This is a genomic window from Cupriavidus basilensis, assembly GCF_000876015.1.
Classification (GTDB): domain Bacteria; phylum Pseudomonadota; class Gammaproteobacteria; order Burkholderiales; family Burkholderiaceae; genus Cupriavidus; species Cupriavidus basilensis_B.
This window is the reverse complement of the sequence record NZ_BBQM01000029.1, coordinates 37053-60319: the sequence shown is the minus strand read 5'-3', so window position 1 is coordinate 60319 and position 23267 is coordinate 37053. Positions and strand designations below refer to the sequence as shown.

At 71.2% G+C, this 23267-nt stretch carries 16 protein-coding genes, 2 tRNA genes and 1 pseudogene; 9 read left to right on the top strand and 10 right to left on the bottom strand.

Annotation, left to right across the window (positions count from 1 at the left end):
* Window positions 1–4 precede the first annotated feature (4 nt).
* On the top strand, window positions 5–781 hold the full coding sequence (locus tag KF708C_RS30230; protein ID WP_059415288.1) for a hypothetical protein: 777 nt from the start codon (window positions 5–7) through the stop codon (window positions 779–781).
* A gap of 136 nt (window positions 782–917) precedes the next feature.
* Window positions 918–1544 carry a trimeric intracellular cation channel family protein gene (locus tag KF708C_RS30225; RefSeq protein WP_059415286.1) on the top strand — a complete coding sequence of 209 codons (627 nt, stop codon included), beginning with the start codon at window positions 918–920 and terminating at the stop codon, window positions 1542–1544.
* Between the two features lie 12 nt (window positions 1545–1556).
* Here KF708C_RS30225 and KF708C_RS30220 read toward each other — a convergent pair whose 3' ends face one another.
* Entirely contained in the window at window positions 1557–2660 is a 1104-nt protein-coding gene (locus KF708C_RS30220; protein ID WP_059415284.1) for an MBL fold metallo-hydrolase, read from the bottom strand.
* A gap of 247 nt (window positions 2661–2907) precedes the next feature.
* On the opposite strand from KF708C_RS30220, the gene KF708C_RS30215 reads away from it, so the two are divergent.
* Window positions 2908–3324 (top strand): hypothetical protein, encoded by a 417-nt coding sequence (locus tag KF708C_RS30215; RefSeq protein ID WP_156174022.1) that lies wholly within the window; start codon window positions 2908–2910, stop codon window positions 3322–3324.
* A gap of 121 nt (window positions 3325–3445) precedes the next feature.
* Here the strand turns inward: KF708C_RS30215 and KF708C_RS30210 are convergent.
* The 4 genes from KF708C_RS30210 to KF708C_RS30195 all read right to left on the bottom strand — a co-directional run bounded on the left by KF708C_RS30210 (window position 3446) and on the right by KF708C_RS30195 (window position 6675).
* Window positions 3446–3520: transfer RNA gene (locus tag KF708C_RS30210), tRNA-Thr, on the bottom strand.
* 19 nt (window positions 3521–3539) lie between these two features.
* Window positions 3540–3615 (bottom strand) — tRNA-Gly (locus tag KF708C_RS30205).
* 215 nt (window positions 3616–3830) lie between these two features.
* Window positions 3831–5120 (bottom strand): ATP-grasp domain-containing protein, encoded by a 1290-nt coding sequence (locus KF708C_RS30200; protein WP_059415280.1) that lies wholly within the window; start codon window positions 5118–5120, stop codon window positions 3831–3833.
* Window positions 5121–5169: 49 nt separating this feature from the next.
* A complete protein-coding gene (locus tag KF708C_RS30195; protein WP_082080115.1) occupies window positions 5170–6675 on the bottom strand; it encodes a pyridoxal phosphate-dependent decarboxylase family protein in 1506 nt (501 codons plus the stop codon).
* 402 nt (window positions 6676–7077) lie between these two features.
* On the opposite strand from KF708C_RS30195, the pseudogene KF708C_RS30190 reads away from it, so the two are divergent.
* Window positions 7078–8785, top strand: a pseudogene (locus tag KF708C_RS30190) (glycosyltransferase family 39 protein).
* A 98-nt stretch (window positions 8786–8883) separates the two neighbouring features.
* Window positions 8884–9516 carry a VTT domain-containing protein gene (locus tag KF708C_RS30185; RefSeq protein ID WP_059415276.1) on the top strand — a complete coding sequence of 211 codons (633 nt, stop codon included), beginning with the start codon at window positions 8884–8886 and terminating at the stop codon, window positions 9514–9516.
* A 25-nt stretch (window positions 9517–9541) separates the two neighbouring features.
* Here the strand turns inward: KF708C_RS30185 and KF708C_RS30180 are convergent, their stop codons facing one another.
* The 3 genes from KF708C_RS30180 to KF708C_RS30170 are packed head-to-tail and all read right to left on the bottom strand — an operon-like array spanning window position 9542 to window position 15542.
* A complete protein-coding gene (locus tag KF708C_RS30180; RefSeq protein WP_059415275.1) occupies window positions 9542–11011 on the bottom strand; it encodes an efflux transporter outer membrane subunit in 1470 nt (489 codons plus the stop codon).
* An 8-nt stretch (window positions 11012–11019) separates the two neighbouring features.
* A complete protein-coding gene (locus tag KF708C_RS30175) occupies window positions 11020–12276 on the bottom strand; it encodes an efflux RND transporter periplasmic adaptor subunit (RefSeq protein ID WP_059415273.1) in 1257 nt (418 codons plus the stop codon).
* A complete protein-coding gene (locus KF708C_RS30170; protein WP_059415272.1) occupies window positions 12273–15542 on the bottom strand; it encodes an efflux RND transporter permease subunit in 3270 nt (1089 codons plus the stop codon). Before KF708C_RS30170 ends, KF708C_RS30175 begins: the two co-directional genes overlap by 4 nt.
* 193 nt (window positions 15543–15735) lie before the next feature.
* Here KF708C_RS30170 and KF708C_RS30165 point away from each other — a divergent pair, with 193 nt between their 5' ends.
* On the top strand, window positions 15736–16410 hold the full coding sequence (locus KF708C_RS30165; protein ID WP_020204896.1) for a heavy metal response regulator transcription factor: 675 nt from the start codon (window positions 15736–15738) through the stop codon (window positions 16408–16410).
* Window positions 16410–17828, top strand: a complete 1419-nt coding sequence (locus tag KF708C_RS30160) for a heavy metal sensor histidine kinase (RefSeq protein ID WP_020204895.1) — start codon at window positions 16410–16412, stop codon at window positions 17826–17828. The genes KF708C_RS30165 and KF708C_RS30160 overlap by 1 nt, the downstream gene beginning before the upstream one ends.
* A 148-nt stretch (window positions 17829–17976) precedes the next feature.
* Here KF708C_RS30160 and KF708C_RS30155 read toward each other — a convergent pair whose 3' ends face one another.
* Window positions 17977–19380, bottom strand: coding sequence for an aminotransferase-like domain-containing protein (locus KF708C_RS30155; RefSeq protein ID WP_059415270.1), 1404 nt, complete (start codon window positions 19378–19380; stop codon window positions 17977–17979).
* 448 nt (window positions 19381–19828) lie between these two features.
* Between KF708C_RS30155 and KF708C_RS30150 the strand changes: the two genes are divergently transcribed.
* Entirely contained in the window at window positions 19829–21076 is a 1248-nt protein-coding gene (locus tag KF708C_RS30150) for an acetylornithine/succinyldiaminopimelate transaminase (RefSeq protein WP_059415268.1), read from the top strand.
* Between the two features lies 1 nt (window position 21077).
* A complete protein-coding gene (gene dapA, locus KF708C_RS30145) occupies window positions 21078–22004 on the top strand; it encodes a 4-hydroxy-tetrahydrodipicolinate synthase (RefSeq protein ID WP_020204892.1) in 927 nt (308 codons plus the stop codon).
* Between the two features lie 66 nt (window positions 22005–22070).
* Here dapA and KF708C_RS30140 read toward each other — a convergent pair whose 3' ends face one another.
* Window positions 22071–23051, bottom strand: coding sequence for a carbon-nitrogen hydrolase family protein (locus tag KF708C_RS30140; RefSeq protein WP_020204891.1), 981 nt, complete (start codon window positions 23049–23051; stop codon window positions 22071–22073).
* Window positions 23052–23267: the final 216 nt, after the last annotated feature.

The window sequence follows — 23267 nt, the reverse complement described above, 5'->3', positions numbered from 1 at the left end:
ACCCATGAACACGCACGACCTCCAGCGAGGCGCCAGCCGCGCGCCGCGCCACGGCGTTGCCGCAAACCCGCGCCGCCGCGCGTTCGCCGCGCGCCTTGCCGGCCTGCTGCTGCTTGCCTGCAGCATGATCGGCGGCGCGCACGCCGCCGAGCCGGCGGGACACGGCCGGAAGATCGCGCTGGTCGTCCAGGCCGGCGGCCCGGACCTGCCGGTGGACCTCAAGATCAAGGCGCACCTGGAAGCGCGCGGCTACGCGGTCAGCCTGCTGGCGCAGGACCAGCCCGCCGACGCCGCGCTCGGCGCCGACCTCGTGGTGATGTCGTCCACCATCGCCGCCAAGAACGTCGCCGCTGGCTGGCGCGCGCTGCCCCGGCCACTGCTGACCTGGGAGAACGACCTGCTCGACGACCTCGCCATGACCGGCAAGCGGCACGACACCGATTTCGGCGAAGCGCCCAAGGAACGCTACCTGTGGCTGGTCAACGCGCCCCATCCGCTCTCGGCCGGGCTGCCCGCCGGCGTGGCCAACGTCTACGAGCGGCAGGCCGCCATGAGCTGGGGCAAGCCCGGCCTGGGCGCCAGCATCATCGCCACGCTGTACGGCCAGCCCGACAAGGCCGCCATCTTCGCCTACGAGAAAGGCGCCACGATGGACTACGAAGCGCTGGCGCCCGCGCGGCGCGTGATGTTCTTCCTCGGCAACGATACCTTCGCCAACCTCGCCGCGCCGGGCCGCCAGCTGTTCGATGCGGCGGTGGACTGGGCGCTGGGGCTGCGCTAGCCGGCCACCAGTACCCGGCCCCGCGCGCGGCGCGGCGCCCCTGTCTCCGGGAATTGCGGCCGCGCCACACTCATGCACTGGCGCGCCGGCGCGCCGGCCAGTATGCTCTGGGCGCAAACTTAGCCAAACGCCCTCAATGAGAACAAAAGCCGAAGTCGTCGTACTGGCAGCCGACCTGGCCGGGACTGCCGTATTTGCGCTGGAAGGCGCGATCACCGGAATGCAGCACGGACTGGACCTGCTCGGCGTGATGGTGGTGTCGCTGATCACCGCGGTGGGCGGCGGCATCATCCGCGACCTGCTGATCGGCGCGGCCCCGCCCAACGCGATCCGCGACTGGCGCTATCCGGCGCTGGCCATGCTGACCGGGGCGGCGGCCTTCGTCTTCCATGCCGCCGCGCGCGATTTCGCCGGCATGCTGCCGACGATGCTGGACGCGGCCGGCCTGTCGCTGTTCGCCGTGGCCGGCGCGCAGAAGGCCCGCCTCTACGGCGTGCGCCCGTTCATCGCCACCCTGATGGGCGCCGTCACCGGCGTGGGCGGCGGCGTGGTGCGCGACATGCTGCTGGCGCGGGTGCCCGTGGTGCTGCACGCGGACATCTACGCCACCGCGGCCTGGCTCGGCGCGACGGTGGCGGTGAGCACGCGCGCGCTCGGCCTGCCGCCGGTGGCGGCCGCGGTGGCCGGCGGCGGAGCCTGCTTCGTGCTGCGGCTGCTGGCGGTCTGGAACGACTGGCACCTGCCCACGGCGCCGGTCTGGTAGCGGCGGGCCGCGTCAGGCGGCGCGATACCAGGCGATGCCGTCGTCGTCCGTCTCCATGACGGCTTCGCCCCGGTGCAGCAGGTAGTTCAGGTGCGCGATGCTCTCGCCGGTGGCCATGCCCAGCAGCCCCGGCTCGGCGCCGATGGGCCGCGAGAACAGCTCGCCGAACACATCCACCGCCCGCTTCGGCGCGCCCAGCGCCTGGCGCAGCCGGTCCAGCGCCGCGTGCTGGCTGCGCTCCAGGTGGCCGATGCGCGCATGCAGGCCGCGGAACGGCTCGTTGTGGGCCGGCAGCACCAGCACGTCGTCCGGCACCTCGCGCCGCAGCTTGGCCAGCGAGGCCAGCCAGTCGCCCATCGGGTCGGCATCGGGCTCGGTCGGGAACACCGACACGTTGGACGAGATGCGCGGCAGGATCTGGTCGCCGCTGATGAGGATCTTCAGCGCCTCGCTGTAGAAGCAGGCATGCTCCGGCGAATGGCCGTTGCCTACCACCACGCGCCATTGATGCGCGCCGATCTGCAGCAGCTCGCCGTCGCGCAGGCGGCGGTAGCTGTCCGGCAGCGCGTGCACGAACTTGCCGAAGCCGCCGAAGCGCGCGCGGTAGGCCTCGATGGCGTTGTCGTCCCAGCCCGCGCGGCGGTAGAAGCGCACGCCGTCTTCCGGCGCCTCGCGCCCGGTGTCCGCCGCCAGCACGCGGCAGTTCAGGTATTCCAGCCGCGTCATCCACAGCCGGCAGCCGAACTTGCGGGTCAGCCAGCCGGCCATGCCGATATGGTCCGGGTGCATGTGGGTGACGAACAGCCGGGTCAGCCCGTCGGCCAGCGCGCCGCCGCCGGCGAACAGATCGCGCCAGGCGGTGGTGGTCTCGCTGGTCTGCAGGCCCGCGTCGAAAGCCGCCCAGCCACCGCCGTCGCGCACCGCCCACAGGTTGATGTGGCTCAGCGCGAACGGCATCGGCATGCGGAGCCACAGCAGGCCCGGCACGATCTCGCGCACGGTGCCGGGCGCGGGCGCGTCGCCGCAGGGGTATTCGAGGACGGGCCTGCCGTCCGCCGGGGCGGAGGATGCGGGGGACGCGGGGCTGGCCGGGGCGGCGGTTTTCTCGCTGCTCATCTTGTCTGGCTCCTTGGATGCCGCGGGCGGTCCGGCACCGGGGCCGCCGCGCTTGTGAGGTGGATCGATTCTACCGAGGTCCGGCGGTTCGCATCGGCCGACGCCGGCCGCGCCCCCCGGGTTGTGTGCGGTAGCCGCCTGGACCGGCCGCACCATCCGCCTGACCGCCCCCGAGACCACGCGATGCCCCGGGGCCGGCCGCCCGCGCGGACGCCATCGCGCAAGGCGAGGTAAAGTAATGGCCATCATGAGACATCCGCTATTCGCGGCGCTGCTGGCCACCATGCCGGCACTGGGCAGCGCCGCCTCGTTCGACTCCCTGCTGGCCTGCGGCGAATCCGCTCACCAGTTCATCGCCGGCCTGCAGCAGCAGCGCCTGATCGAGACCAGCCCCATGCGGGTGGAAGACAACTCGGTCAACGCCTTCTGGCCCAAGAGCGACGCCGGCATGACCGTGCTCGGCCGCAGCGTGTTCGCCGTATTCGGCTACCAGCCCGGCGACGCGCTGTTCAAGGCCGGCAAGGGCACGCCGCTGGACAAGCCGCTCCACGGCGTCGCCGTGGTCGGCAGCACCGAAGCCATCACCAAGACGCTGGCCACCTCGGGCAGCAAGGCGCGGGCCGAGCACGCGGCGCCGTTCATCACCGCGATCATCTGCGATTGACGGGGTCTTCCGGGAAGTGCTGACAAGGAGCTACCCGGCGACGGGCCGGGCGAATGCCACAGCAACGGGAACGTGCGCCGCATCATGCGGCGGCAGGCGATGGGAAAAACCGAAGGGGAAGTGGTGCCCATGGGCAGGATCGAACTGCCGACCTCTCCCTTACCAAGGGAGTGCTCTACCACTGAGCCACATGGGCGATGCTGCTGCTGTCGTGCTGGAGCGGGAGACGAGTCTCGAACTCGCGACCTCAACCTTGGCAAGGTTGCGCTCTACCAACTGAGCTACTCCCGCGTCTTTGACACCCGGCCGGGACGCGGACCAACGGGCCGCGGATCGACTGTCCGCGGGCCTCGGCGACTTGAGTCCCAGGCGCAAAGGAGCGCGGAGTATAGCAGAAAACCCCGCCATTGCGAGCGGGATTTCCGCGCGCTCCGTGCCCTTTGTCTGCATCTCCCAGGAGGCATCGGCAACAAGCCCGATCCCGCTGCCCGCGCCGAGGAATAGGCCTACCGTGCCGGCGTGCCGCCCGGTATGGACTCGCGCGCATCGTCGCCCGCGCCACGCGCCCTCTGCGAATCCGTGGCCGCATTCAGCAGCAGCGTCCGGAAGGCGGCGAATACCTTGCGCATCTGCGGCTGCTTGTAGGGAAACACGTCGGCGGGATCGAGGTCGTGCACGACCATGCAGGTGTCCGCCTCGAATATCAGCAGGTCGCCGCCGGGCGTCTCGGCGCAATCCAGCCCGAAGTAGTCCAGCCCCAGGCAGGCCTGGATGCGCTCCAGCGCATCGCGGTGGCGAACCGCGAACGTCTCGTCGAACCGCTGCATGATGTCGGCTTCTTCGGCGCGCTTGTCGGCGCTGTCGGTCATGCCGGCGTTCAGGTAGTGGATCATCCAGTGATCCGAGATGCCGACGTGGCACACGTAGGTGCGCCCCTCCAGCATCACCACGCGATATTTGCGGAACAGCCCGTCGGCATTGCGATAGTCGACGAAGCAGGAGATGAAGAATTCCTCGTCGTCGTGCGCCGACAGGTAGGCGGCCAGCGCGGCCGGCGTATCGAGCTTGGCCAGGTCCCGCCCCGCATGCGAATCGAGTGGCCTGACCAGGATGGGAAAGCCGCCGGCGCCGAGATGCGCTGCGACCTCGGCTTCGCCGCGCGCAATCGCGCCGAGCACGTCTCGCGGCGCCCGCCGCGTCGGCGGCATGCTGACGCCCGGCAGCGGCGACAATAGCTGCGCGGCGCGGTCGCGCGACAACTGCAGCACGCGCTCGGGGGCGTTGAGCACGGGCCGCGGCCAGCCGGCCAGCGCTTCCCGCAGGGCGTCCAGCAGCGCCCGGGTCCGGTCGGATTCGCCCGCCGCGACGATCAGCACGTCATGGTCGGGCAAGGCGTCGGGCAAGGGCTGGTCGGGGGGCAGGTAGAGCATGTCGAGCGCGATGTCGGAGCCATGCAGCAGGCATTCCAGCGGCGCATTGGCCATCAGGTCGCCGGGCACCATCAGCGCCAGCAAGCGCAGCCGCGGCCTGACGCCGGGCGCGGCCGGCGCCTGGAAAAGCCGGCGGACCTGCAGCGCCTCGGCCTGCATCGCCATTGCCAGCGGGCGCTTGCCGGTCATCTGCAGGATCAGCGACAGGTCCATCAGCGCATAGGCGTCCGACGGGTTCGCGGCCAGATGTTCGATCAGCTGCTCGGCCAGCGGCCGGAGGTCTTCGCCCTGGTGGGCCATGCGCAGTAGTTCGCGCAGGCCGACGAAGGCATGCGCGGTGGGCGCGGCGGACGTGGTTCTTGTCATGGTGAAGCCTGGGTTGGGCGAGCCTGCCGCACGGGCGGCGCGCAATGGGTCAGACGATGCCGCCGTCGGATTGAAGAGACGCGCCGGAGGCAAGCACCGCCCGCAGCAAGGCGTCGATGTCCTGCTCGCGCGTGCGATGGTTGAACAGCGCGACACGGATGGCGGCCTGCCCGCCAAGCACCGTGGCGGAGGGCGCGGCAATGCCGGACTCCTGCACCGCCACCACCAGCGCGCGATTGAGGGCATCGACGCGGCCGGCATCGACGCGGCCGTCGCCGTGGCCGACATAGCGGAAGCAGACGATGTTGAGCGCGACCGGCGCCAGCAGCTCCAGCGCCGGATTGCCGCCGATGCGCGCGGCCAGCACGCGGGCCAGCGTGCAGCTGGCGGCGATCATCTCGCCCAGGCGCTGGGTCCCGTGGACCTTGATGGTGAACCAGGTCTTCAGCGCGCGAAAGCCGCGCGACAGGTCCGGCCCGAAGTCGCTCGGCCACGGCGAGCCGGCGGCCAGCCCCCGCCCGGCACGGCTCAGGTAGGTGCCGTGCTGCGTGGAGAAGGTGTCCAGGTGCAATTGCCGGTCCCGCACCAGGACGAAGCCCGCGTCGTAGGGCACCTGCAGCCATTTGTGGAAATCGAACGCGATCGAGTCCGCCTGCGCGATGCCGTCCAGGCGCGGGGCCAGTTCGGGGGACAGCATGGCCAGCGCGCCGAACGCGCCGTCGACGTGGAAGTGCAGCCGCTCGCCCGCGGCGATGCGCGCGAGCCCGGCCAGGTCGTCGATGGCCCCGGTATCCACCGTGCCGGCGGTGCCCACCACCAGGAAAGGCTGGAAGCCGCGGGCGCGGTCCTGGGCGATGCGCGCGCGCAGTTCGTCGAGCCGCATGCGGCCCTGCGCGTCGACGGCAATCGGGCGCAGTTGCTCGCGCCCCAGTCCCGCCAGGTCCATTGCCTGGGCGATGCAGCCATGCGCCAGCGTCGAGGCATAGGCCACCGGCACGGCCCGCATGCGCGCCGTGCCTTGCGCGCGCACCGCCGTGCCGAGCGCGCGCGTGCGCGCCACCAGCACGCCGATCATGTTGGCCATCGAGGAGCCGGTCAGGAACAGGCCGCTGGCATCCTGCGGAAAATCGAACAGTTCGATCACCCAGCGCAGCACCTGGCGTTCCACCTCAATGGGGATATGGTCGCGCCCGCCCAGGTTGGCGTTGAGCCCGCCCGCCAGCATTTCGGCCAGCATGCCGGCCACCGTGCCGCCGCCGTGCACCCAGCCCATGAAACCGGGATGCGCATTGCCCACGGTGTAGGGCAGGATGTCCCGCATGAAATCATCGTGCACGGCTTCGAGCGAACTCGGCCGCCCTGGCAGCGCTTCGGTGAAGCGCTGCCGGACCGCCGGCGGAGCCGGCTGCCAGACCGGCCGCTCGCGGATGGTCTGCAGATAGTCGAACATGTCGTCGAGCATCCTGTGGCCCTGGCGCCGGCAGACCGCCCAGTCCTCCGGATCGAGTCCGCCGGCTGCCGCTGCAGCCTCACCGCTGGATTCCGGTGCGCGCATGAATATTGCCTCAGGAGGATGCTGGTGATCGATGCGGGGCATGCTAGCAGCCGCATACTTAAGGCTGCATTAAGGACAGGCCCTTCACCGCGGCACAGATGCCGCTTCGCCGTTGCCTTGCCGGCCTTAATTCTTTCTTAAGGGAACCCGCGCTACGCTGGTGCCAGTCGGACCGACCTGCGATCCCATGCAGCGTGCCGCCGCCGACTGGCATGTCGCCGGCAAGGCCATCGGTCGCGGAACGGATCGGCACCTTCGACCGCCGCGGCCGCCGGCAGCAGCTTCACGCCGGCCCATGCTCAACCATCACGAACGCCCATGCCTTCCACTGGACGACGGACCTGCCCGACCTGCGCTCCGCGGATCATGTCGATGGCGCTCCGCAACCGAACCGCGGGTTTCATGCAGCGGCTGACCGCGCGCAGCTACGGCGACGTGCCTGTCGCCGTGCTGCTGCCGGTCTGCCTGCTGGTGCTGCTGCTGTGGTTCGGCACGCTGGACCTGAGGCACCTGCTCAGTTCCGACGAAGGCCGCTACGCCGAGATCTCGCGCGAGATGTTCGCCAGCGGCGACTGGGTCACGATCCGCTACAACGCGCTCAAGTATTTCGAGAAGCCGCCCTTCCACATGTGGATGACGGCGCTCGCCTATGGCGCCTTCGGCGTGGGCGACTGGCAGGCGCGGCTGTGCGTGGCGCTGTCCGGCATGGCCGGGCTGCTCGTTTCCGCGCTGGCCGCGGCGCGCTGGTACGGCGCCCGCGCCGGCGTGCTGACGGCGCTGGTTCTCGTCGCCGCGCCGATGTGGAGCGTGGCCTCGCACTTCAACTCGCTCGACATGACGCTGTCCGGCGCGATGGCCTGCGTGCTGGCGTTCATGCTGCTGGCCCAGCACCCGGCCGCCACCCCGGCCGCGCGCCGCCTATTGGATGTGGGCGTGCTGGGTGGCAATGGGCGTGGCGATCCTGACCAAGGGCCTGGTGGGCATCGCCCTGCCGGGGCTGGTGCTGGTGATCTACACGCTGATCGCGCGCGACTTCGGCCTGTGGAAGCGGCTGCATCTGGCCAGCGGCATCGCGCTGATGCTGATCGTCACGGTGCCGTGGTTCTGGCTGGTGTCGGAGCGCAACCCCGAATTCCTCCATTTCTTCTTCATCCACGAGCACTGGCAGCGCTACACCTCCACGGTGCACTCGCGCAAGGGCCCGCTCTGGTATTTCGTGCCGCTGCTGGTGGCCGGCTTCATCCCCTGGCTGGGACTGCTGCCGCGCATGTGGAACGTGATGCGCGACGACATGGCCATCGCGCGCGCCACCGGCACCCGGCCGTTCCAGCCGGCACTGCTGCTGGCGGTGTGGGCCATCGCCATCTTCGTGTTCTTCAGCCTGTCGGGCTCCAAGCTGCCGGGCTACATCGTGCCGGTCTTCCCCGCGCTGGGCATGCTCGCCGGCGTGGCGCTGCTGCGGATCCAGGAGCAGGCGTGGCAGCGCTATCTCAAGGCCATGCTCGTGGTGATGGCGCTCGGGCTGCTGGCCAGCCCGGTGGTGGCCACGCTGCATTCCAACCATACGCCCAACGCCGACTATCGCGTCTACGCGGTATGGATCGCGATCGCCTTCGCGGTGATGCTGGCCGGTGTCTGGCTGGCCTGCCGGCTGCTGGCCACGCGCGGCCTGATGGCCAGCGTCGCGGTCTATGCGCTGACGCTGTTCACGGGTTTCACCGGGGCGCTGCTCGGACACGAATCGATCGGCGGGCCGGCCTCCGGCGCGGGCATGGTGCCGGCCATCAAGGCGGTACTCAAGGACGACATGCCGCTGTATGGCGTGCGCATGCTGGACCATACGCTGCCGTTCTATCTGGGGCATCCGCTGGTGATGGTGGCCAGCGCCGACGAGCTGGATTTCGGCACGCAGCAGGAGCCGCGGAAATGGATCCCCACGCTGGATGCGTTCGCGGCCCGCTGGCAGGCGGGGCCGCCCGCGCTGGCGGTGATGTCGGCGGACACCTACCTCCTGCTGGCCAGCCGGGGCGTGAAGATGACGGTGGTCGCGGACGACGCGCGCCGCATGGTGGTGGCGAATTTCCCGGCGCGGGCGGCAACCGAACGCTGACGAATGACCGAGGCATGACCGCTTGCCACCCGCCTGCATCCTTCCCCGACGCAAGACCGCGCACCCACATATCCGCTTACCCACATCGAGAATCCCCCATGCTTGCCACCGGAGCGCTAAGCTGGCTGACCAGCGACCAGCAGATCATGTCGATGCTGGCCCAGAACTGGGTCACGGGCCTGATGATCGTCGCCGCCATCATCTTCCTGGAAACCGGCATCGTGATCCTGCCGTTCCTGCCCGGCGATTCGCTGCTGTTCGCCACCGGCGCCTTTCTCGGCGTCAATGACCTGTCGCCGCTGCCGGCCATCGCGCTGATCTGCACGGCGGCGGTGCTGGGCGACGGCGTCAACTACCTGATCGGCCGCTCCGCCCTGGGGCAGCGCCTGCTGCGCGCGGGCTGGATCAAGCCCCGGCACATCGAAAAGACGCGCGCCTATTTCGACCGCTACGGCGGCTCGACCATCACGATAGCCCGCTTCGTGCCCATCGTGCGCAGCGTGGCGCCTTTCCTGGCCGGGCTGAGCGGCATGTGCCCGCGCCGCTTCACCGCGTTCAACGTGCTCGGCGCGGTGGTGTGGGGCACCGGGCTGCTGCTGGCCGGCTTCTGGCTCGGCGGCATCGAATGGGTCCGCGCGCACATGAGCTGGATGACCCTTGCCATCATCGCCGTCTCGCTGCTGCCGGTGCTGCTGCAGGTCAGGCGGAGCACGGCCCGGGTCCGGCGCTGAGGCGCCGGTGCCCGGATGCCCCGGGCTACTTCACCGCGTCGGCGCGGTGCCAGCCGCCGCCCAGCGCCTTCACCAGCATCACGCTGGCGATCAGCTGCCGCCGGCGCACGGCCTCGGCGGCGCGGTCGCTCGCCAGCGCCGTGCTCTCCAGCACGCTGACGTCCAGGTAGGCGACCGCGCCCTTGCGGTAGCGGTCCAGCCCCAGCGCCAGCGCGCGGGCCGAGGCGTCCGCCGCGGCCTGCTGGCTGTCCGCTTCTTCCGCCAGCGCCGAGAGCGCGGCGAAGTTGTCCTCCACTTCCTGAAGCGCGCGCAGCACGGTGTCGCGGTAGTCGGCCGCGCTGGCATCGAACTGCGCCAGCGCGCTGTCGGCCAGCGCGCGGCGGCGGCCGCCGTCGAACAGGGTGGCGGCCAGCGCCGGGCCGATTGCCCAGAAGCGGCTCGGCGCGGTCAGCCAGCCGGCCAGGCTGGAACTGTCCAGGCCGCCGCCCACGGCCAGCATCAGGCTGGGGAAGAAGGCCGCGCGCGCCACGCCGATCTGCGCGTTGGCGGCGGCCACGCGCCGCTCCGCCGCGGCCACGTCGGGGCGCCGTTCCAGCAACTGCGAAGGCAGCGCGGCGGGCAGCGGCGGCAGCACGGACAACGCCGCGTCGTCGGGCTGCGCGGCCAGCGAGAACGCGGGCGGCGGCAAGCCGACCAGGGTGGCGATGGCGTGCTCCAGTTGCGCGCGATTCAGGCGCACGTCCGCGAGTTGCGCCCTGGCGTTTTCCAGTTGCGCGCGCGCCTGCGCCACCTCGCCTTCGGTGGCGATACCGCCGCTGTAGCGGTTGCCCACCAGCGCCAGCACGGTGGCATAGGATTCGACGGTGCGCCTGAGCAGGCCCAGTTCGCGGTCGGCCGAGCGCAGGCCGAAGTAGTCGGCCGCCAGTTCGGCCTGCAAGCCCAGGCGCACCGCGGCGACGTCGTCGGCGCTGGCCTGGGCGCGCGCGTCGGCGGCATCCGCGCCGTTGCCGATGCGGCCGAACAGGTCCGGCTCCCACGACGCGGTCAGGCCGAGCGCGTAGTCCGGGACGGTCTTGCCGGCCAGCGAGCGGCCCACCAGGTTGGCGGAGGTGTGATTGCTGGTGGCGCCGGCGCCGGCGCCCACCACCGGGAAATACGCGGCATGCGCGGCGCGCGCCTGGGCGCGGGCATCCCGCAGCAGGGCCGCGGCCTTGCGCAGCGACTGGCTGGACACGTCGATGCGCGCTTCGAGCGCCTCGAGCTGCGGGTCGCGGTAGACGTGCCACCAGTCCCGCGCGATGCCGGGCGGACCGCCCGGCATCGCGGCGCTGGCGCCGGCCTCCTTGTAGGCGGACGGCAGGTCCAGGGCGGGCGGCTGGTAGTCCGGCGCGGTGGCGCAGCCGGCCAGCAGCATGGGCAACAACGCGGGCAGCAGCACGGCCGCGCGGGCCAGCGCGCGCAGGCCGCGGCGGATCGGGAGAACGGGAGCGTGCATGCCGGTCCTCATCGCGGCAAGCCGGACACGCTGCCCGGCGCGGCGCCCGGCCCCGCGGCGGGCGCCGCAGGCGGCGCGGCCGCGGCGATGACGCTGACCTTCGCGCCCGCGGCGAGGCCGTCGCCGGGATTCATCACCACCGCTTCGTCGCCGCGCAGCCCGGCCACGATCTCCACCCGCGCGCCGAAATCGCGGCCGATGGCCACCTTGCGCAGCGCCACGCGGCCATCGGCGCCGACCACCGCCACGCACGTGCCGTCCGGGCGGAACATCAGGGTCTCGGCCGGCAGGCTCAGGCCGGGGCTGTCCTGCGGCGCGCGCAGGTGGACCTCGGCATAGGCGCCCGGCAGGATGACGCCCCCGGCGTTGTCCACCTCGAGCTCCACGCGCAGGGTGCGCGTGACGGTGTCGATGGCGCCGGCATTGCGCGTCACCCGGGCCTCGAAACGCCGCCCCGGCGACTGCGGCAGCGTCAGCCACGCCTGGACCTGCGGGCCGATCATGCCGCTCGCGTCCTGCGGCACCTGCACGTAGACGCGCAGCCGCGCGCCGGCGGACAGGTGGAACAGTTCCCGCCCGCCGCCCGCGCTGCCATTGCCGCCGCCCGCATCCACCAGCGCGCCGGTGTCCACGTTGCGCGCGGTGACGACGCCGTCGAACGGCGCGCGAATCTGCGTGTAGGACGCAAGCTGCGCCAGCCGCGAGGTATTGGCGCGCGCCGAGGCCAGCGTGGCGGCCTTGGCCTGCATGTCGGCAACCTTCTGCTCGGTGTCCTGCTGCGCCACCGAGCGCGACGCCAGCAGGTCCTGCCAGCGCTGCGCCGTGCTCCTGGCCAGCGCGTAGTTGGCGGCCGCGGTCGCTTCGTCGGCGCGGGCCTGGCGCAACTGGTCGCTGACCTCGGGCGCGTCGATTTCCGCGAGCAGCTGGCCTTGCGTGACCTTGCTGCCGATGTCGGCGTACCAGCGCCGCAGGTAGCCGCTGACGCGGGCGAAGACCGGCGCATCCTGGAAGGCGCGCACGTCGCCCGGCAGGGTCAGTTCGTCGGCGCCGTCGGCGCGGCGCGGCTGCACGGTGGCGACCGGCGTCGACGCGGCGGCGGCGGCCTGGGCGCCGAGCGCGGCGCGGGCCTGCAGCCGGGGCAGGATACCGGCGGCCAGCGCCGCGCCCAGCAGCGCCAGGGCCAGCAGGCCGGCGCGCAGGCGCCGCCCGCGCCGGGCGGAGGACGCCGGCAGCGGCGCGGGATCGGATTGTGGTTTGGGGGTCATGACTGGCCTTTCTGGTCGAATTTCAGGGCGGAGGGCGCGGCGGCGGACGCGGGGGACGACCCGCTGGCCGCGCGGCGCGCGAGCCATTGATGCAGCAGCCCGAACAGGGTCGGCACCAGCACCAGCGTCGCCACCGTGCCGAATGCCAGGCCGCCGATCACCGCGCGGCCGAGGGGCGCGTTCTGCGCGCCGGCGTCGCCGGTGCCCAGCGCCATCGGGATCATGCCGATCAGCATCGCCAGCGCCGTCATCACGACCGGGCGGAAGCGCCCGATGCCGGCCTGCAGCGCGGCCTCGAAGGGCGCCATGCCGGCGGCGCGCAGTTCGCGGGCGAGGCTGATCACCAGGATGCTGTTGGCGGTGGCGATGCCGATGCACATGATGGCGCCGGTCAGCGCCGGCACGCTGACCGTGGTCTGGCTGACGAACAGCATCCAGGCCATGCCGGCCAGCGCGCCCGGCAGGCCGCCGATGATCGCCAGCGGGTCCAGCCACGACTGGAAGTTCACCACCATCAGCAGGTAGACCAGCACCACGGCGATGGCCAGCCCGCCGAGCAGGCCCGAGAACGAGTCGCGCATGGTCTGCACCTGCCCGCGCACCACGAGCTCGGACCCCGCCGGCAGCTCGCCGCGCGCGGCGTCGACGATGCGATGGATGTCGCCGGCCACCGCGCCCAGGTCGCGCCCGCGCACCGCGCCGAAGATGTCGATCACGGGCTGCACGTTGTAGTGCGACACCACGCCCTGCTGGGCGGTGCGCTCGATGCTGCCGAGCGAGCCGAGCAGGTCGCCGCCACCGCCGCCAGGAAAGCCGGCGCCCAGGCCGAGCGGGATGTTCGACAGCGCCTGCAGCGAGCCCATCGCGTGCTGCGGCACCGACACCATCAGCGGGTAGCTGACGCCGTTGCGCGGATTGAGCCAGAAGTTGGGCGAGGTCTGGCCGCTGCCGGACAGCGAGATCAGCAGGTTCTGCGCCACGTCGCGCTGCGACAGGCCGGCCTGCAGCGCGCGCGTGCGGTCCACGTTCACGGTCAGCGCGGGCTGGTCGTCGGGCTGCTGGATATGGACGTCCACCAGGCCCGGCACCGCGCGCAACTGCCCGGCGAGCTTGCGCGCCAGCGCGCGATTGGCGTCGAGCCGGTTCCCCACCACCTGGATGTCGATCGGGGCCGGCAGGCCGAAGTTGAGGATCTGGCTGATGATGTCGGCCGGCAGGAAGGAGAAGCTCACGCCCGGGAACGCCTGCGGCAGCAGCTTGCCGAGCTGGTCCACGTAACCGGCGCCGGGCGCGTGGCCGGGCTTGAGCGACACCAGGATCTCCGCGTCGCCGGTGCCGATGGGCAGCGCCGAATCGTAGGTCAGGTTGATGCCGCTGACCGGCAGGCCGATGTTGTCGACGATGCCGGCCACGTTGCCCGCGCCGATCACCTCGCGGATGCGGCTCTCCACGGCGTCGGCGATGCGCGCCGTTTCCTCTATGCGGGTGCCGGTGCGCGCGCGCATGTGCAGGCGGATCTCGCCGCTGTCCACGCTGGGGAAGAAGTCCTGGCCCAGGAACGGCACCAGCGTCATGGACAGCGCGCAGCACGCCAGGAAACCGGCGGCGAAGCGCCCGGGACGGCGCAGCACCGCGCCCAGCAACGCGGCGTAGCGCGCGCGCAGCCCCTCGAATGCCTGCTCGAAGCGCGCCTGCATCCCGGCGCAGGCGCGGCGCACGCCGGCGAGGCGGGCGGCGAAGCGGGCGGCAAGGCGACCGGCGGGGCGCGCCGCCTCCCGCGCGCCCTCCTCGCCGCGCATCAGGTAGTGCGCCAGCGTGGGAATCAGCGTGCGCGACAGGAAGTACGAGGCGGCCATCGCGAACACCACGGCTTCGGCCATCGGCACGAACAGGTAGCGCGCCACGCCGGACAGCAGGAACATCGGCAGGAACACGATGCAGATCGACAGCGTGGACACCAGCGTGGGAACCGCGATCTGGGCCGAGCCTTCCAGGATGGCCTGTTCCAGCGGCTTGCCCAGCTCGCGGTGGTGGGTGATGTTCTCGATGGCCACGGTGGCGTCGTCGACCAGCACGCCCACCGCCAGCGCCAGGCCGCCGAGCGTCATGATGTTGATGGTCTCGCCGAGCGCGGACAGCGCCATCAGCGAAGCCAGCACCGAGAGCGGGATCGAGATGGCGATGATCAGCGTGGCGCGCCAGCTGCCCAGGAACAGCAGGATCATCAGCGCCGTCAGGCAGGCCGCCACCAGGGCTTCGTGCAGCACCCCCTGCACGGCGCCGGTGACGAACACGGACTGGTCGGACACCGGCTGCACGCGCAGCGCGGCCGGCAGGCCCGCCATCATGCGGGGCAGCATCGCCTTGACCTGCGCGATGATCGTCAGCGTGGAGGTGTTGCCGCTCTTCTCGATCTCCAGCAGCGCCGAGCGCTTGCCGTCGCGGCGCACCACGTTGGTCTGCGGCGCGTAGCCGTCGCGCACCTGCGCGACGTCGCGCACGTAGACCACGCCGTCCGGGCCGCTCCTGACCGGCAGGTCGTTGAGGCCGGCCACGGTGGCCGTGCTGCCGTTGAGGTCCACGCGGTATTCGAGCGCGCCGACCTTCGCGGTGCCGCCGGGCAGCACCAGGTTCTGCGCGTTGACCGCGTTGACCACATCCAGCGCGGTCAGGCCGCGCGCCTGCAGCGCGCGGGCGTCGAGGTCCACCATCACCTGGCGCACCTTGCCGCCGTAGGGAAGCGGCACCGAGGCGCCCTGCACGGTGGCGAGCTGGGTGCGGATGAAGTTGTTGCCGAGGTCGTAGAGCTGCTGCTCGGGCAGCGAGTCGCTGCCCAGCGCCAGCCGCAGGATCGGCACGGTCGAGGCGCTGTAGCTCAGGATCAGCGGCGGCGTGGTGCCCGGCGGCATGCTGCGCAGCATCGACTGCGCGCCCGAGGATGTCTGCGCGATCGCGCGGTTGATGTCGGCGCCGGGGTGGAAGAACACCTTGATCACGGCCACCCCGGCGAGCGACTGCGACTCGATGTGCTCGATGTCGTCGACGCTGTTGGTCAGCGAGCGCTCGTAGCCCGTCACGATGCGCCGCGACATGTCCTCGGCGGACAGCCCGTTGTAGTTCCACACGATGCTCACCACCGGAATGTCGATGGCCGGGAAGATGTCGGTCGGCGTGCGCATCAAGACCAGCGGGCCGGCCAGCAGCAGGCACAGCGCCAGCACCACGAAGGTGTAGGGGCGGCTCAACGCGAGCCTTACTATCCACATGGCAGGATTCCTGAATCGATTGGAGCACGATGCCCATGCGCGGAAATCGCGCGATGGGCCGGATTCTAGGGAGCCGATGGGCATGCAAACGCTATCAGTTCGATTACGGATTTGTCATGTGGGACGGGTTGCCGGGCCGGTATCATGCGAGCCATCAACCGAGGACGCTGCGCGAGCAGGAGGGACGGCGATCATGAAGATACTGGTGGTGGAGGACGAGCCCAAGACGGGGGAATACCTGCGCAAGGGGCTGGCCGAATCGGGCTTCGTGGTGGACCTGGCCGTGACCGGCGCCGACGGCCTGCACCAGGGCATGGAGGGCGAATACGACCTGATGATCCTCGACGTGATGCTGCCCGGCATGAACGGCCTGGAAGTGCTGCGCCAACTGCGCGAGCGCAAGGACACGCCGGTGCTGATCCTGACCGCGCGGGACGAGGTGGAAGACCGCGTGCGCGGACTGGAGCTGGGCGGCGACGACTATCTCACCAAGCCCTTCGCCTTCGTCGAGCTGCTGGCGCGGGTGCGCACGCTGCTGCGCCGCGGGCCCATCCGCGAGGCCGAGCGCATCGAGGTCGACGATCTCGTGATCGACCTGATCCGCCATCGCGTGATGCGCGCCGGGCGCCGCATCGACCTGACCCAGCGCGAGTTCTCGCTGCTGCATTTCCTGGCGCGGCGCGCGGGCGAGGTATTGAGCCGCACCCAGATCGCCTCGCACGTGTGGGACATGAACTTCGACAGCGACACCAACGTGGTCGACGTGGCCGTGCGCCGGCTGCGCGCCAAGATGGACGACGAGTTCCAGCGCAAGCTGATCCACACCGTGCGCGGCATGGGCTACGTGCTGGAAAGCCGGGGCGGCTGATGCGCAGGATCTCGCTGACCGCGCGGCTGGCGCTGGCCTTCGGCGTGGCTGCGCTGCTGGTGCTGGGCGGCGTGGGCGCCTACCTGTACCGCGCGCTGGCCACCCAGGTGATCGAGCGCGACGACGCCGAGCTGCTGCGCAAAGCCGCGCGCGTGCGCGACGAGCTGGCCGACTCCGGCGCCGCGGGCGCCGAGTACTGGCGCGATGTCGGCGGCGTGGTGTCCGGCAACGAGGAATTCGCGCTGCTCGTGCGCGCGCCCGACGGCGCCCTGCTGCTCGCGGCCAACGCCACCCGGGACGCCGTTCCCGAGGTCGCGCCGCTGGCGCTCGCGGCCGCCATCGGCCCCGGCGCCATCCACGCATGGAGCACGCCCGCCGGCTATCCGGTGCGCGGCGTCACCGCGCTGGCCCGCGCCGGCAACGCGCGGGAGCCGCTGCGCTTCACCCTCTACCAGACCGCCGTGGGGCGCGTGACGCTGTTGCGCGCCTACCGCGACAAGGTGCTGGCCGCCACCGTGCTCGGCGCGCTGATCGCCGCTTGCCTGGGCTACCTGCTGCTGCGCATCGGCATGGCGCCGCTGCGCAGGATCGCCGCCGGCGCCTCGGCCGTGACCGTGACCCGCCTGCAATTGCCGCTCGATCCCGCCCGGTTGCCGCCCGAGCTGGAAGAGCTGGCGTCCGCCCTGCAGCAGATGATGCAGCGGCTGCACGAAGGCTTCGAGCGGCTCTCGCAGTTCTCCGCCGACCTCGCGCACGACTTCCGCACGCCGATCGGCAATCTGCTGGGCCAGACCCAGGTGGCGCTTGGCGCCGAGCGCAGCGCCGACGAATACCAGGCGCTGCTGGCCTCGAACATCGAGGAGTACGAGCGCCTTGCCCGCATGATCGAGAACATGCTGTTCATCGCGCGCGCCGAGAATGCGCGCGTGGCGGTGAACCCGGTGACGCTGGACCTGGCGCGCGAGCTGCACGGACTGTCGGACTACTTCGAGGGGCTGGCCGAGACCGGCGGCGTGACCATCGCCGTGGCCGGCTCGGGCAGCGTATTGGCCGACCCGCTGCTGCTGCGGCGCGCCGTCAGCAACCTGGTGGCCAACGCCATCCGCTACACCCCGGCCGGGCAGACCATCACCATGCGCGGCGCGCAGACCGCCGCGGGCGCCAGCATCGAGGTCAGCAATCCGGGGCCCGGCATCGCCCCCGAGCACATGCCGAAGCTGTTCGACCGCTTCTTCCGCGGCGACGCGGCGCGCGCCAACTCGGGAGAGTCGTCGGGGGTCGGGCTGGCCATCGTCAGGTCGATCATGGACCTGCACCACGGCACGGTGGAGGTGGAGTCCGAAGTCGGGGGCGTGACGGTGTTCCGGCTGCGGTTTCCGGCGGGCGACGACACGGCCAGGACCCGCGGGAGCGCGTGAAGGCAGTCGGGCACGCCGATGCCTGAAGATCGAGCCGATCCCGGCGCAGCCACGCTCGCGCGGCAGGAGGCATCCTTGCCGCCTGCCTTCCGGCATCGTGACCGGCCGAAACCACCTCCAGCCATGCAAGACACCCGCTAGACACCCGCTAGACGATAGGCCGCGCGCCGCGCCGGCGATCCTCCTGCAGCAGATTGCCGATCTGCTGCAGCGCATGGCTGAGTTCCGCCTGGCTTGCCGCGCCGCCCACGGAGATCCTCACCGCGTTGCCGGGGTCCGGCTCCGTGCTGAACGCATCCGAGCCGGCCACGGCGATGCCGCGCTGCTCCAGCGTGTCGACGAAGAGCTGCGAGTTCCACTGCGGCGGCAGGGGCAGCCAGATATGCAGCCCGGACGGATGCGCGCTGGCGGACTTCGGCAGCAGCGAGCGCGCCAGGGTCTGCCGCGCGCGCGCCTCGCGCTGGACCTCGACCAGGAGCTGCCGCGCCATGCCGGTCCGTATCCATTGCTCGGACAGCCCGAACAGCAGCGGCGAGCCGCCCATGCCGGAGGCGCGCAGATTCTCCTGCAGCGACGCGCCGTCGCCGTCCTCGGGCACCAGCACGAACGCGGTCCGCAGGCTTGGCCACAGGCATTTCGACAGCGACGCCATGTAGTACGTGCGCTGCCCGCCCGTGAACGTGGCCAGCGGCGGCGGCGCGTCGTTGAGCAGGAACCAGTACGGATCGTCCTCTATCAGCGTGATCTTCAACCTGCGCAGCACGGCGGCAACCTCCTGGCGCCGCCCCGCGGGCATGGTCCGCGTGGTGGGGTTGTGCAGGGTCGGATTTAGGTAGATGACGCCGGCGCCGGTGGCGCGATGGGCTTTCTCGATGGCATCCGGCAGGACGCCCTCGCCGTCGGAGGCCACGGCCACGACGCGCAGGTCGAGCTTGCGGGCCGCCAGCAGGAAGCCCGGGTAGGTCAGCGGGTCGCACAGCACCGTGTCGCCCCTGCGCGTGACGGACAGCAGGATGGCGAAGATCGCGGCCTGCGTCCCCGCGGACATGATCAGGTTGCCGTGCGCGAGATCGCCGAGCGCGGGCCCGAGCCATGCCTGGCCCGCCTGGATCGCCGACGAGTTGCGGCTGCCGGTGTCGTAGGCCGACAGCCGCTGGCTGCTCTGGCGCAGGAACAGTTCCTCGACGCCCGTGCGGACGAAATCGCCGAGGCTGCGCCCCGCGGGCTGGGGCGGCACGTTCATGCTGAGGTCGATCCGCACCGCGCCGGCCGCGTTGCCCGGCGTGGCGACGAACGACCCGCGGCCACCGAACGATTCGATCAGGCCGCGGTTGCGCGCCTCGGTGTAGGCCCTCGTCACCGTGGTCAGGTCGACGCCCAGCGCGGCCGCGAGCGCGCGCTGGGGCGGAACCTGGTCGCCGGGCGCGAGCTTCTCCTGCCGGACGGCCTCGCCGATGAGATCGACGATCTGCAGATAGCGGGGGCCGGCGCCCGCCACCAGCGGCCGGATCCACGCCAGCTGGTGAGACGCCTTCGACTCAAGTTCCGACATTCGCGCAGTCTCCATTGTCAAACCATACAATAAGTTCTATATTTGGCATACAATGTAAATCAAAATCCATACATAAATCAAGCGTATGGATAAAAATCGTGTCGTCTGATGCCATGCCGCGGTCCGCTTCCGGCGGCGGCGTTGTCGTGGTGCGCGCGGACCGGGCCGGGAGGCAGTGCATGGAAACGCGCGTCCCCGGCCACGGGATGGCGCCGTGGCCCGGCGCGGCGCGCGGTATCGATGGCACCGGCAATGGCAATGGCACCGGGGCGGCGCATCGCGGCATGCCCGCGTCTTGGGCGGCCCCGCGTCGAAGCCACCGAACTGGCGGCGCCCCGCCCTGCCGTGCCGGCGGACGGGATGCCCGCCCCGCCCGATTATCGCGAACTTCCGCGCGCCAGCCGCGGGCATCGAACCAGAACCTGATACGGAGCAAAGGAATCCACCAATGGCGGTTACAGTTTCACGCGACCTCTACGAGCACGTCATGGTCCCCAACTACGCGCCGGCCGCGATCATCCCGGTCGAGGGCAGGGGCGCGCGCCTGTGGGACCAGAACGGCACCGAATACATCGACTTCGCCGGCGGCATCGCCGTCAACGCGCTGGGGCATTGCCACCCGGCGCTGGTCGAGGCCCTGGCCGAACAGTCCCGGCGGCTCTGGCACGTCTCGAACATCTTCACCAACGAGCCCGCGATCCGGCTGGCGCACGCGCTCACGCAGGCCACCTTCGCCGACCGCGTCTTCTTCGCCAACTCCGGCGCCGAGGCCAACGAAGCCGCCTTCAAGCTCGCGCGGCGCCACGGCATCGGCACCGGCGGGGACGCCAGGCACGAGATCGTCGCCACGCACAACAGCTTTCACGGCCGCAGCCTGTTTACCGTGAGCGTGGCCGGGCAGCCCAAGTATTCGGACGGCTTCGGCCCGCCCATCGCGGGCATCCGGCACGTGCCGTTCAACGACATCGCGGCGCTGGAGGCCGCGGTGTCCGGGCGCACGTGCGCCGTCGTGCTAGAGCCGGTGCTCGGCGAGAGCGGCGTGCTGCCCGCCACCCACGCCTACCTGCGGCGCGCCCGCGAGTTGTGCGACGCGCATGGCGCGCTGCTGATCTTCGACGAGGTCCAGACCGGCATGGGCCGGCTGGGCACGCTGTTCGCCTATCAGCATTTCGGCGTGGTGCCGGACGTCATGACCGTGGCCAAGGCGATCGGCTGCGGCTTTCCGCTGGCCGCCATGCTCGCCACCCGCGCGGCGGCGCAGCACCTCGGCCCCGGCACGCACGGCAGCACGTTCGGCGGCAACCCGCTGGCCTGCGCGGTCGGCGAGGCTGCATTGCGCCTCATCGACCAGCCCGCGGTCCTGCGCGGCGTCGGGGAGCGGCACGCGCGCCTGGCCGGCGCGCTGGCCGCCATCGGCAGGCGCCACGCGCTGTTCGAGGCGGTGCGCGGCATCGGCCTGCTGCTGGGCTGCGTGCTGGCGCCGCCGTGGAAAGGCCGCGCGCAATACGTCGCGAGCCGCTGCCTCGAGCATGGGGTCATGGTGCTGCAGGCGGGCCCCGACGTCATCCGCCTGGCGCCGAGCCTGGTCATCGAGCGCGACGAGATCGACGATGGCCTGGCGCGCCTGGAAAGGGCCGCGGCGCAGCTCGCCGCGGAACGTCACGAACAAGAACGACTTCAATCAGAGGAGCAATGACATGGCAGGCAAAGACCTGAATATCCGCGGCAGCCTCGTCGCCCTGGTGACGCCGATGTTTCCGGACGGCGCCATCGACTGGGCGGCTTACCGCGAGCTCATCGACTGGCACATCGCGGCGCGCACCAGCGCGCTGGTCATCATGGGCTCCACGGGCGAGACCCCGACCATCGCGCCGGCCGACCACATCGCGCTCATCCGCGTGGCCGTGGCGCATGCCGCCGGCCGCATCCCGATCATCGGCGGCACCGGCGCCAACGCCACCAGCGAGGCGATCGAGCTCACCCTGGCGGCGCAGGACGCCGGCGTGGCGGCGTGCCTGTCCGTGGTGCCCTACTACAACAAGCCGACGCAGGCCGGCCTCTACGCGCATTTCCGCGCCATCGCCGAGCGCGCCGAGGTGCCGGTCATCCTGTATGACGTGCCGAGCCGGACCATCGCCAGGATGACGGTGGAGACGATCCTGGCGCTGGCCGCGATCGACGGCATCGTCGGCCTGAAGGACGCGACCGGCGACCTCGCGCGCGCCAACGAGCTGTTCCACCGGCTGCCGCCGGAATTCTCCGTGTACAGCGGCGACGATGCCACCGCCGCCGCGCTGATCCTGCTGGGCGCGCGCGGCAATATCTCGGTGACGGCCAACATCCTGCCGGTCATGATGCGCGAGCTCTGCGACGCCGCCCTCGCCGCCGACGTGCCCGCCGTGCGCCGGCTGAGCCGCCGCCTGGCCGCGATCAACCAGGCGCTGTTCGTCGAATCGAACCCGATCCCGGTCAAGTGGGCCATGCAGCGGATGGGCCTGATCCGCGAGGGCATCCGGCTCCCGCTCACGCCGTTGTCGCCCGGGCATGCCGGCAGCGTGGCGGCGGCGATGCGCGAGGCCGGCATCGTGCTGGCGGACGCGGGCGGCTCTGCCGCGCTGGCCTGAGCCATCGCGCGCCCGCGGCGCGCGCGATGCGCCGGCGCCGGCGCCGGCGCCTTCAGGACGCGGCGCTCACGCCGTCCCGGCGCCGCACGCCGGCGCCTGCTGCCCCGCCTCGCCAGGGAAGGAAACCGGCGCCTGGCGCGCGCGGTTGACGCTCAAGTGGAAGATGTCCGGCCGCGCGTAGTGCCCGACCACGTCGAGGTCATACTTGCCGCGCGCGATTTCGCCCAGGTCGATCTCCGCGAGGAAGATGCCCTCGCCCTCGAATGACGGCGCCACCAGGACCTTGCCGAGCGGGTCCACGATGCACGAGCCGCCGCGGATCAGCACGTCCGGCGCGGCGCCCGCCGCGCGCGCCGGATGGCCGGCGGGAAAATCCGACGACGTCATGTACTGGCACGCCGAGACGACGAAGCAGCGGCCCTCGAGCGCGATGGTCTGCATGGTCGGCAGCCAGGTATCGCGCGCGTCCACGGTGGGCGCGCAGTACACCTGCACGCCCTGCGCATACATGGCCGTGCGCAGCAGCGGCATGTAGTTCTCCCAGCAGATCACCGCGCCGATCTTGCCCAGCCCGGAATCGAGCACCGGCAGCGTCGAGCCGTCGCCGAATCCCCAGACGAGGCGCTCCAGCGCCGTGGGCATCAGCTTGCGGTGCTTGCCGAGCAGGCTGCCGTCGGGGCCGTAGAACAAGACGCTGCAATACAGCGTGCCCCCGGCGCGCTCGATCACGCCGACCACCAGATGCACGCCGTTCGCGCGCGCGGCCTCGGCAATGAGCGCACACGACGCGTCGCCCTCCTCGATCGCGCCTTCGTGGTAGCGGCGGAATTCGTCGCGCCCCTCGTCGCTGCGCGTGCCGAGCCGGGCACCGAAATCGAGCCCCTTGGGGTATCCGCCCACGAACGCTTCCGGAAAGACCACGAGCTTCGCGCCGCGGCTGGCCGCGTCGCTGGTCAGGTCGGCCAGCTTGGCCAGCGTGGCGGGCGTGTCGTAGATCAGCGATCCCGCCTGGACGACGGCGGCGCGGTACGGGGCTGGATGGGACATGGCGGGTTCTCCCTGTTGCGGTGAATAAATCCATACAAAGCAAACGATGTATGGCATGTGAAATTGTTTGTATGGTCACATCATACCCAAGCGCGGGCGCGACGCATAGTCGCAGGCAATGCCAGTCCACACCTTGCTTTACGCCGCTGCAGCGCGGCGGCCACAGGCGCGCCGCGGCATCCGCGGCGGATGGAATAGCGTCTTCTTCTCTTGATC

What these genes read in the sequence shown, in the direction of transcription:
- KF708C_RS30140 (WP_020204891.1), bottom strand. Translation starts at nt 23,051, where the DNA reads ATGTCCCATCCAGCCCCGTACCGCGCCGCCGTCGTCCAGGCGGGATCG.
- KF708C_RS30225 (WP_059415286.1), top strand. Translation starts at nt 918, where the DNA reads ATGAGAACAAAAGCCGAAGTCGTCGTACTGGCAGCCGACCTGGCCGGG.
- KF708C_RS30195 (WP_082080115.1), bottom strand. Translation starts at nt 6,675, where the DNA reads ATGCGCGCACCGGAATCCAGCGGTGAGGCTGCAGCGGCAGCCGGCGGA.
- KF708C_RS30180 (WP_059415275.1), bottom strand. Translation starts at nt 11,011, where the DNA reads ATGCACGCTCCCGTTCTCCCGATCCGCCGCGGCCTGCGCGCGCTGGCC.
- KF708C_RS30185 (WP_059415276.1), top strand. Translation starts at nt 8,884, where the DNA reads ATGCTTGCCACCGGAGCGCTAAGCTGGCTGACCAGCGACCAGCAGATC.
- KF708C_RS30220 (WP_059415284.1), bottom strand. Translation starts at nt 2,660, where the DNA reads ATGAGCAGCGAGAAAACCGCCGCCCCGGCCAGCCCCGCGTCCCCCGCA.
- KF708C_RS30230 (WP_059415288.1), top strand. Translation starts at nt 5, where the DNA reads ATGAACACGCACGACCTCCAGCGAGGCGCCAGCCGCGCGCCGCGCCAC.
- KF708C_RS30215 (WP_156174022.1), top strand. Translation starts at nt 2,908, where the DNA reads ATGAGACATCCGCTATTCGCGGCGCTGCTGGCCACCATGCCGGCACTG.
- KF708C_RS30165 (WP_020204896.1), top strand. Translation starts at nt 15,736, where the DNA reads ATGAAGATACTGGTGGTGGAGGACGAGCCCAAGACGGGGGAATACCTG.
- KF708C_RS30200 (WP_059415280.1), bottom strand. Translation starts at nt 5,120, where the DNA reads ATGACAAGAACCACGTCCGCCGCGCCCACCGCGCATGCCTTCGTCGGC.
- dapA (WP_020204892.1), top strand. Translation starts at nt 21,078, where the DNA reads ATGGCAGGCAAAGACCTGAATATCCGCGGCAGCCTCGTCGCCCTGGTG.
- KF708C_RS30155 (WP_059415270.1), bottom strand. Translation starts at nt 19,380, where the DNA reads ATGTCGGAACTTGAGTCGAAGGCGTCTCACCAGCTGGCGTGGATCCGG.
- KF708C_RS30150 (WP_059415268.1), top strand. Translation starts at nt 19,829, where the DNA reads ATGGCGGTTACAGTTTCACGCGACCTCTACGAGCACGTCATGGTCCCC.
- KF708C_RS30175 (WP_059415273.1), bottom strand. Translation starts at nt 12,276, where the DNA reads ATGACCCCCAAACCACAATCCGATCCCGCGCCGCTGCCGGCGTCCTCC.
- KF708C_RS30170 (WP_059415272.1), bottom strand. Translation starts at nt 15,542, where the DNA reads ATGTGGATAGTAAGGCTCGCGTTGAGCCGCCCCTACACCTTCGTGGTG.
- KF708C_RS30160 (WP_020204895.1), top strand. Translation starts at nt 16,410, where the DNA reads ATGCGCAGGATCTCGCTGACCGCGCGGCTGGCGCTGGCCTTCGGCGTG.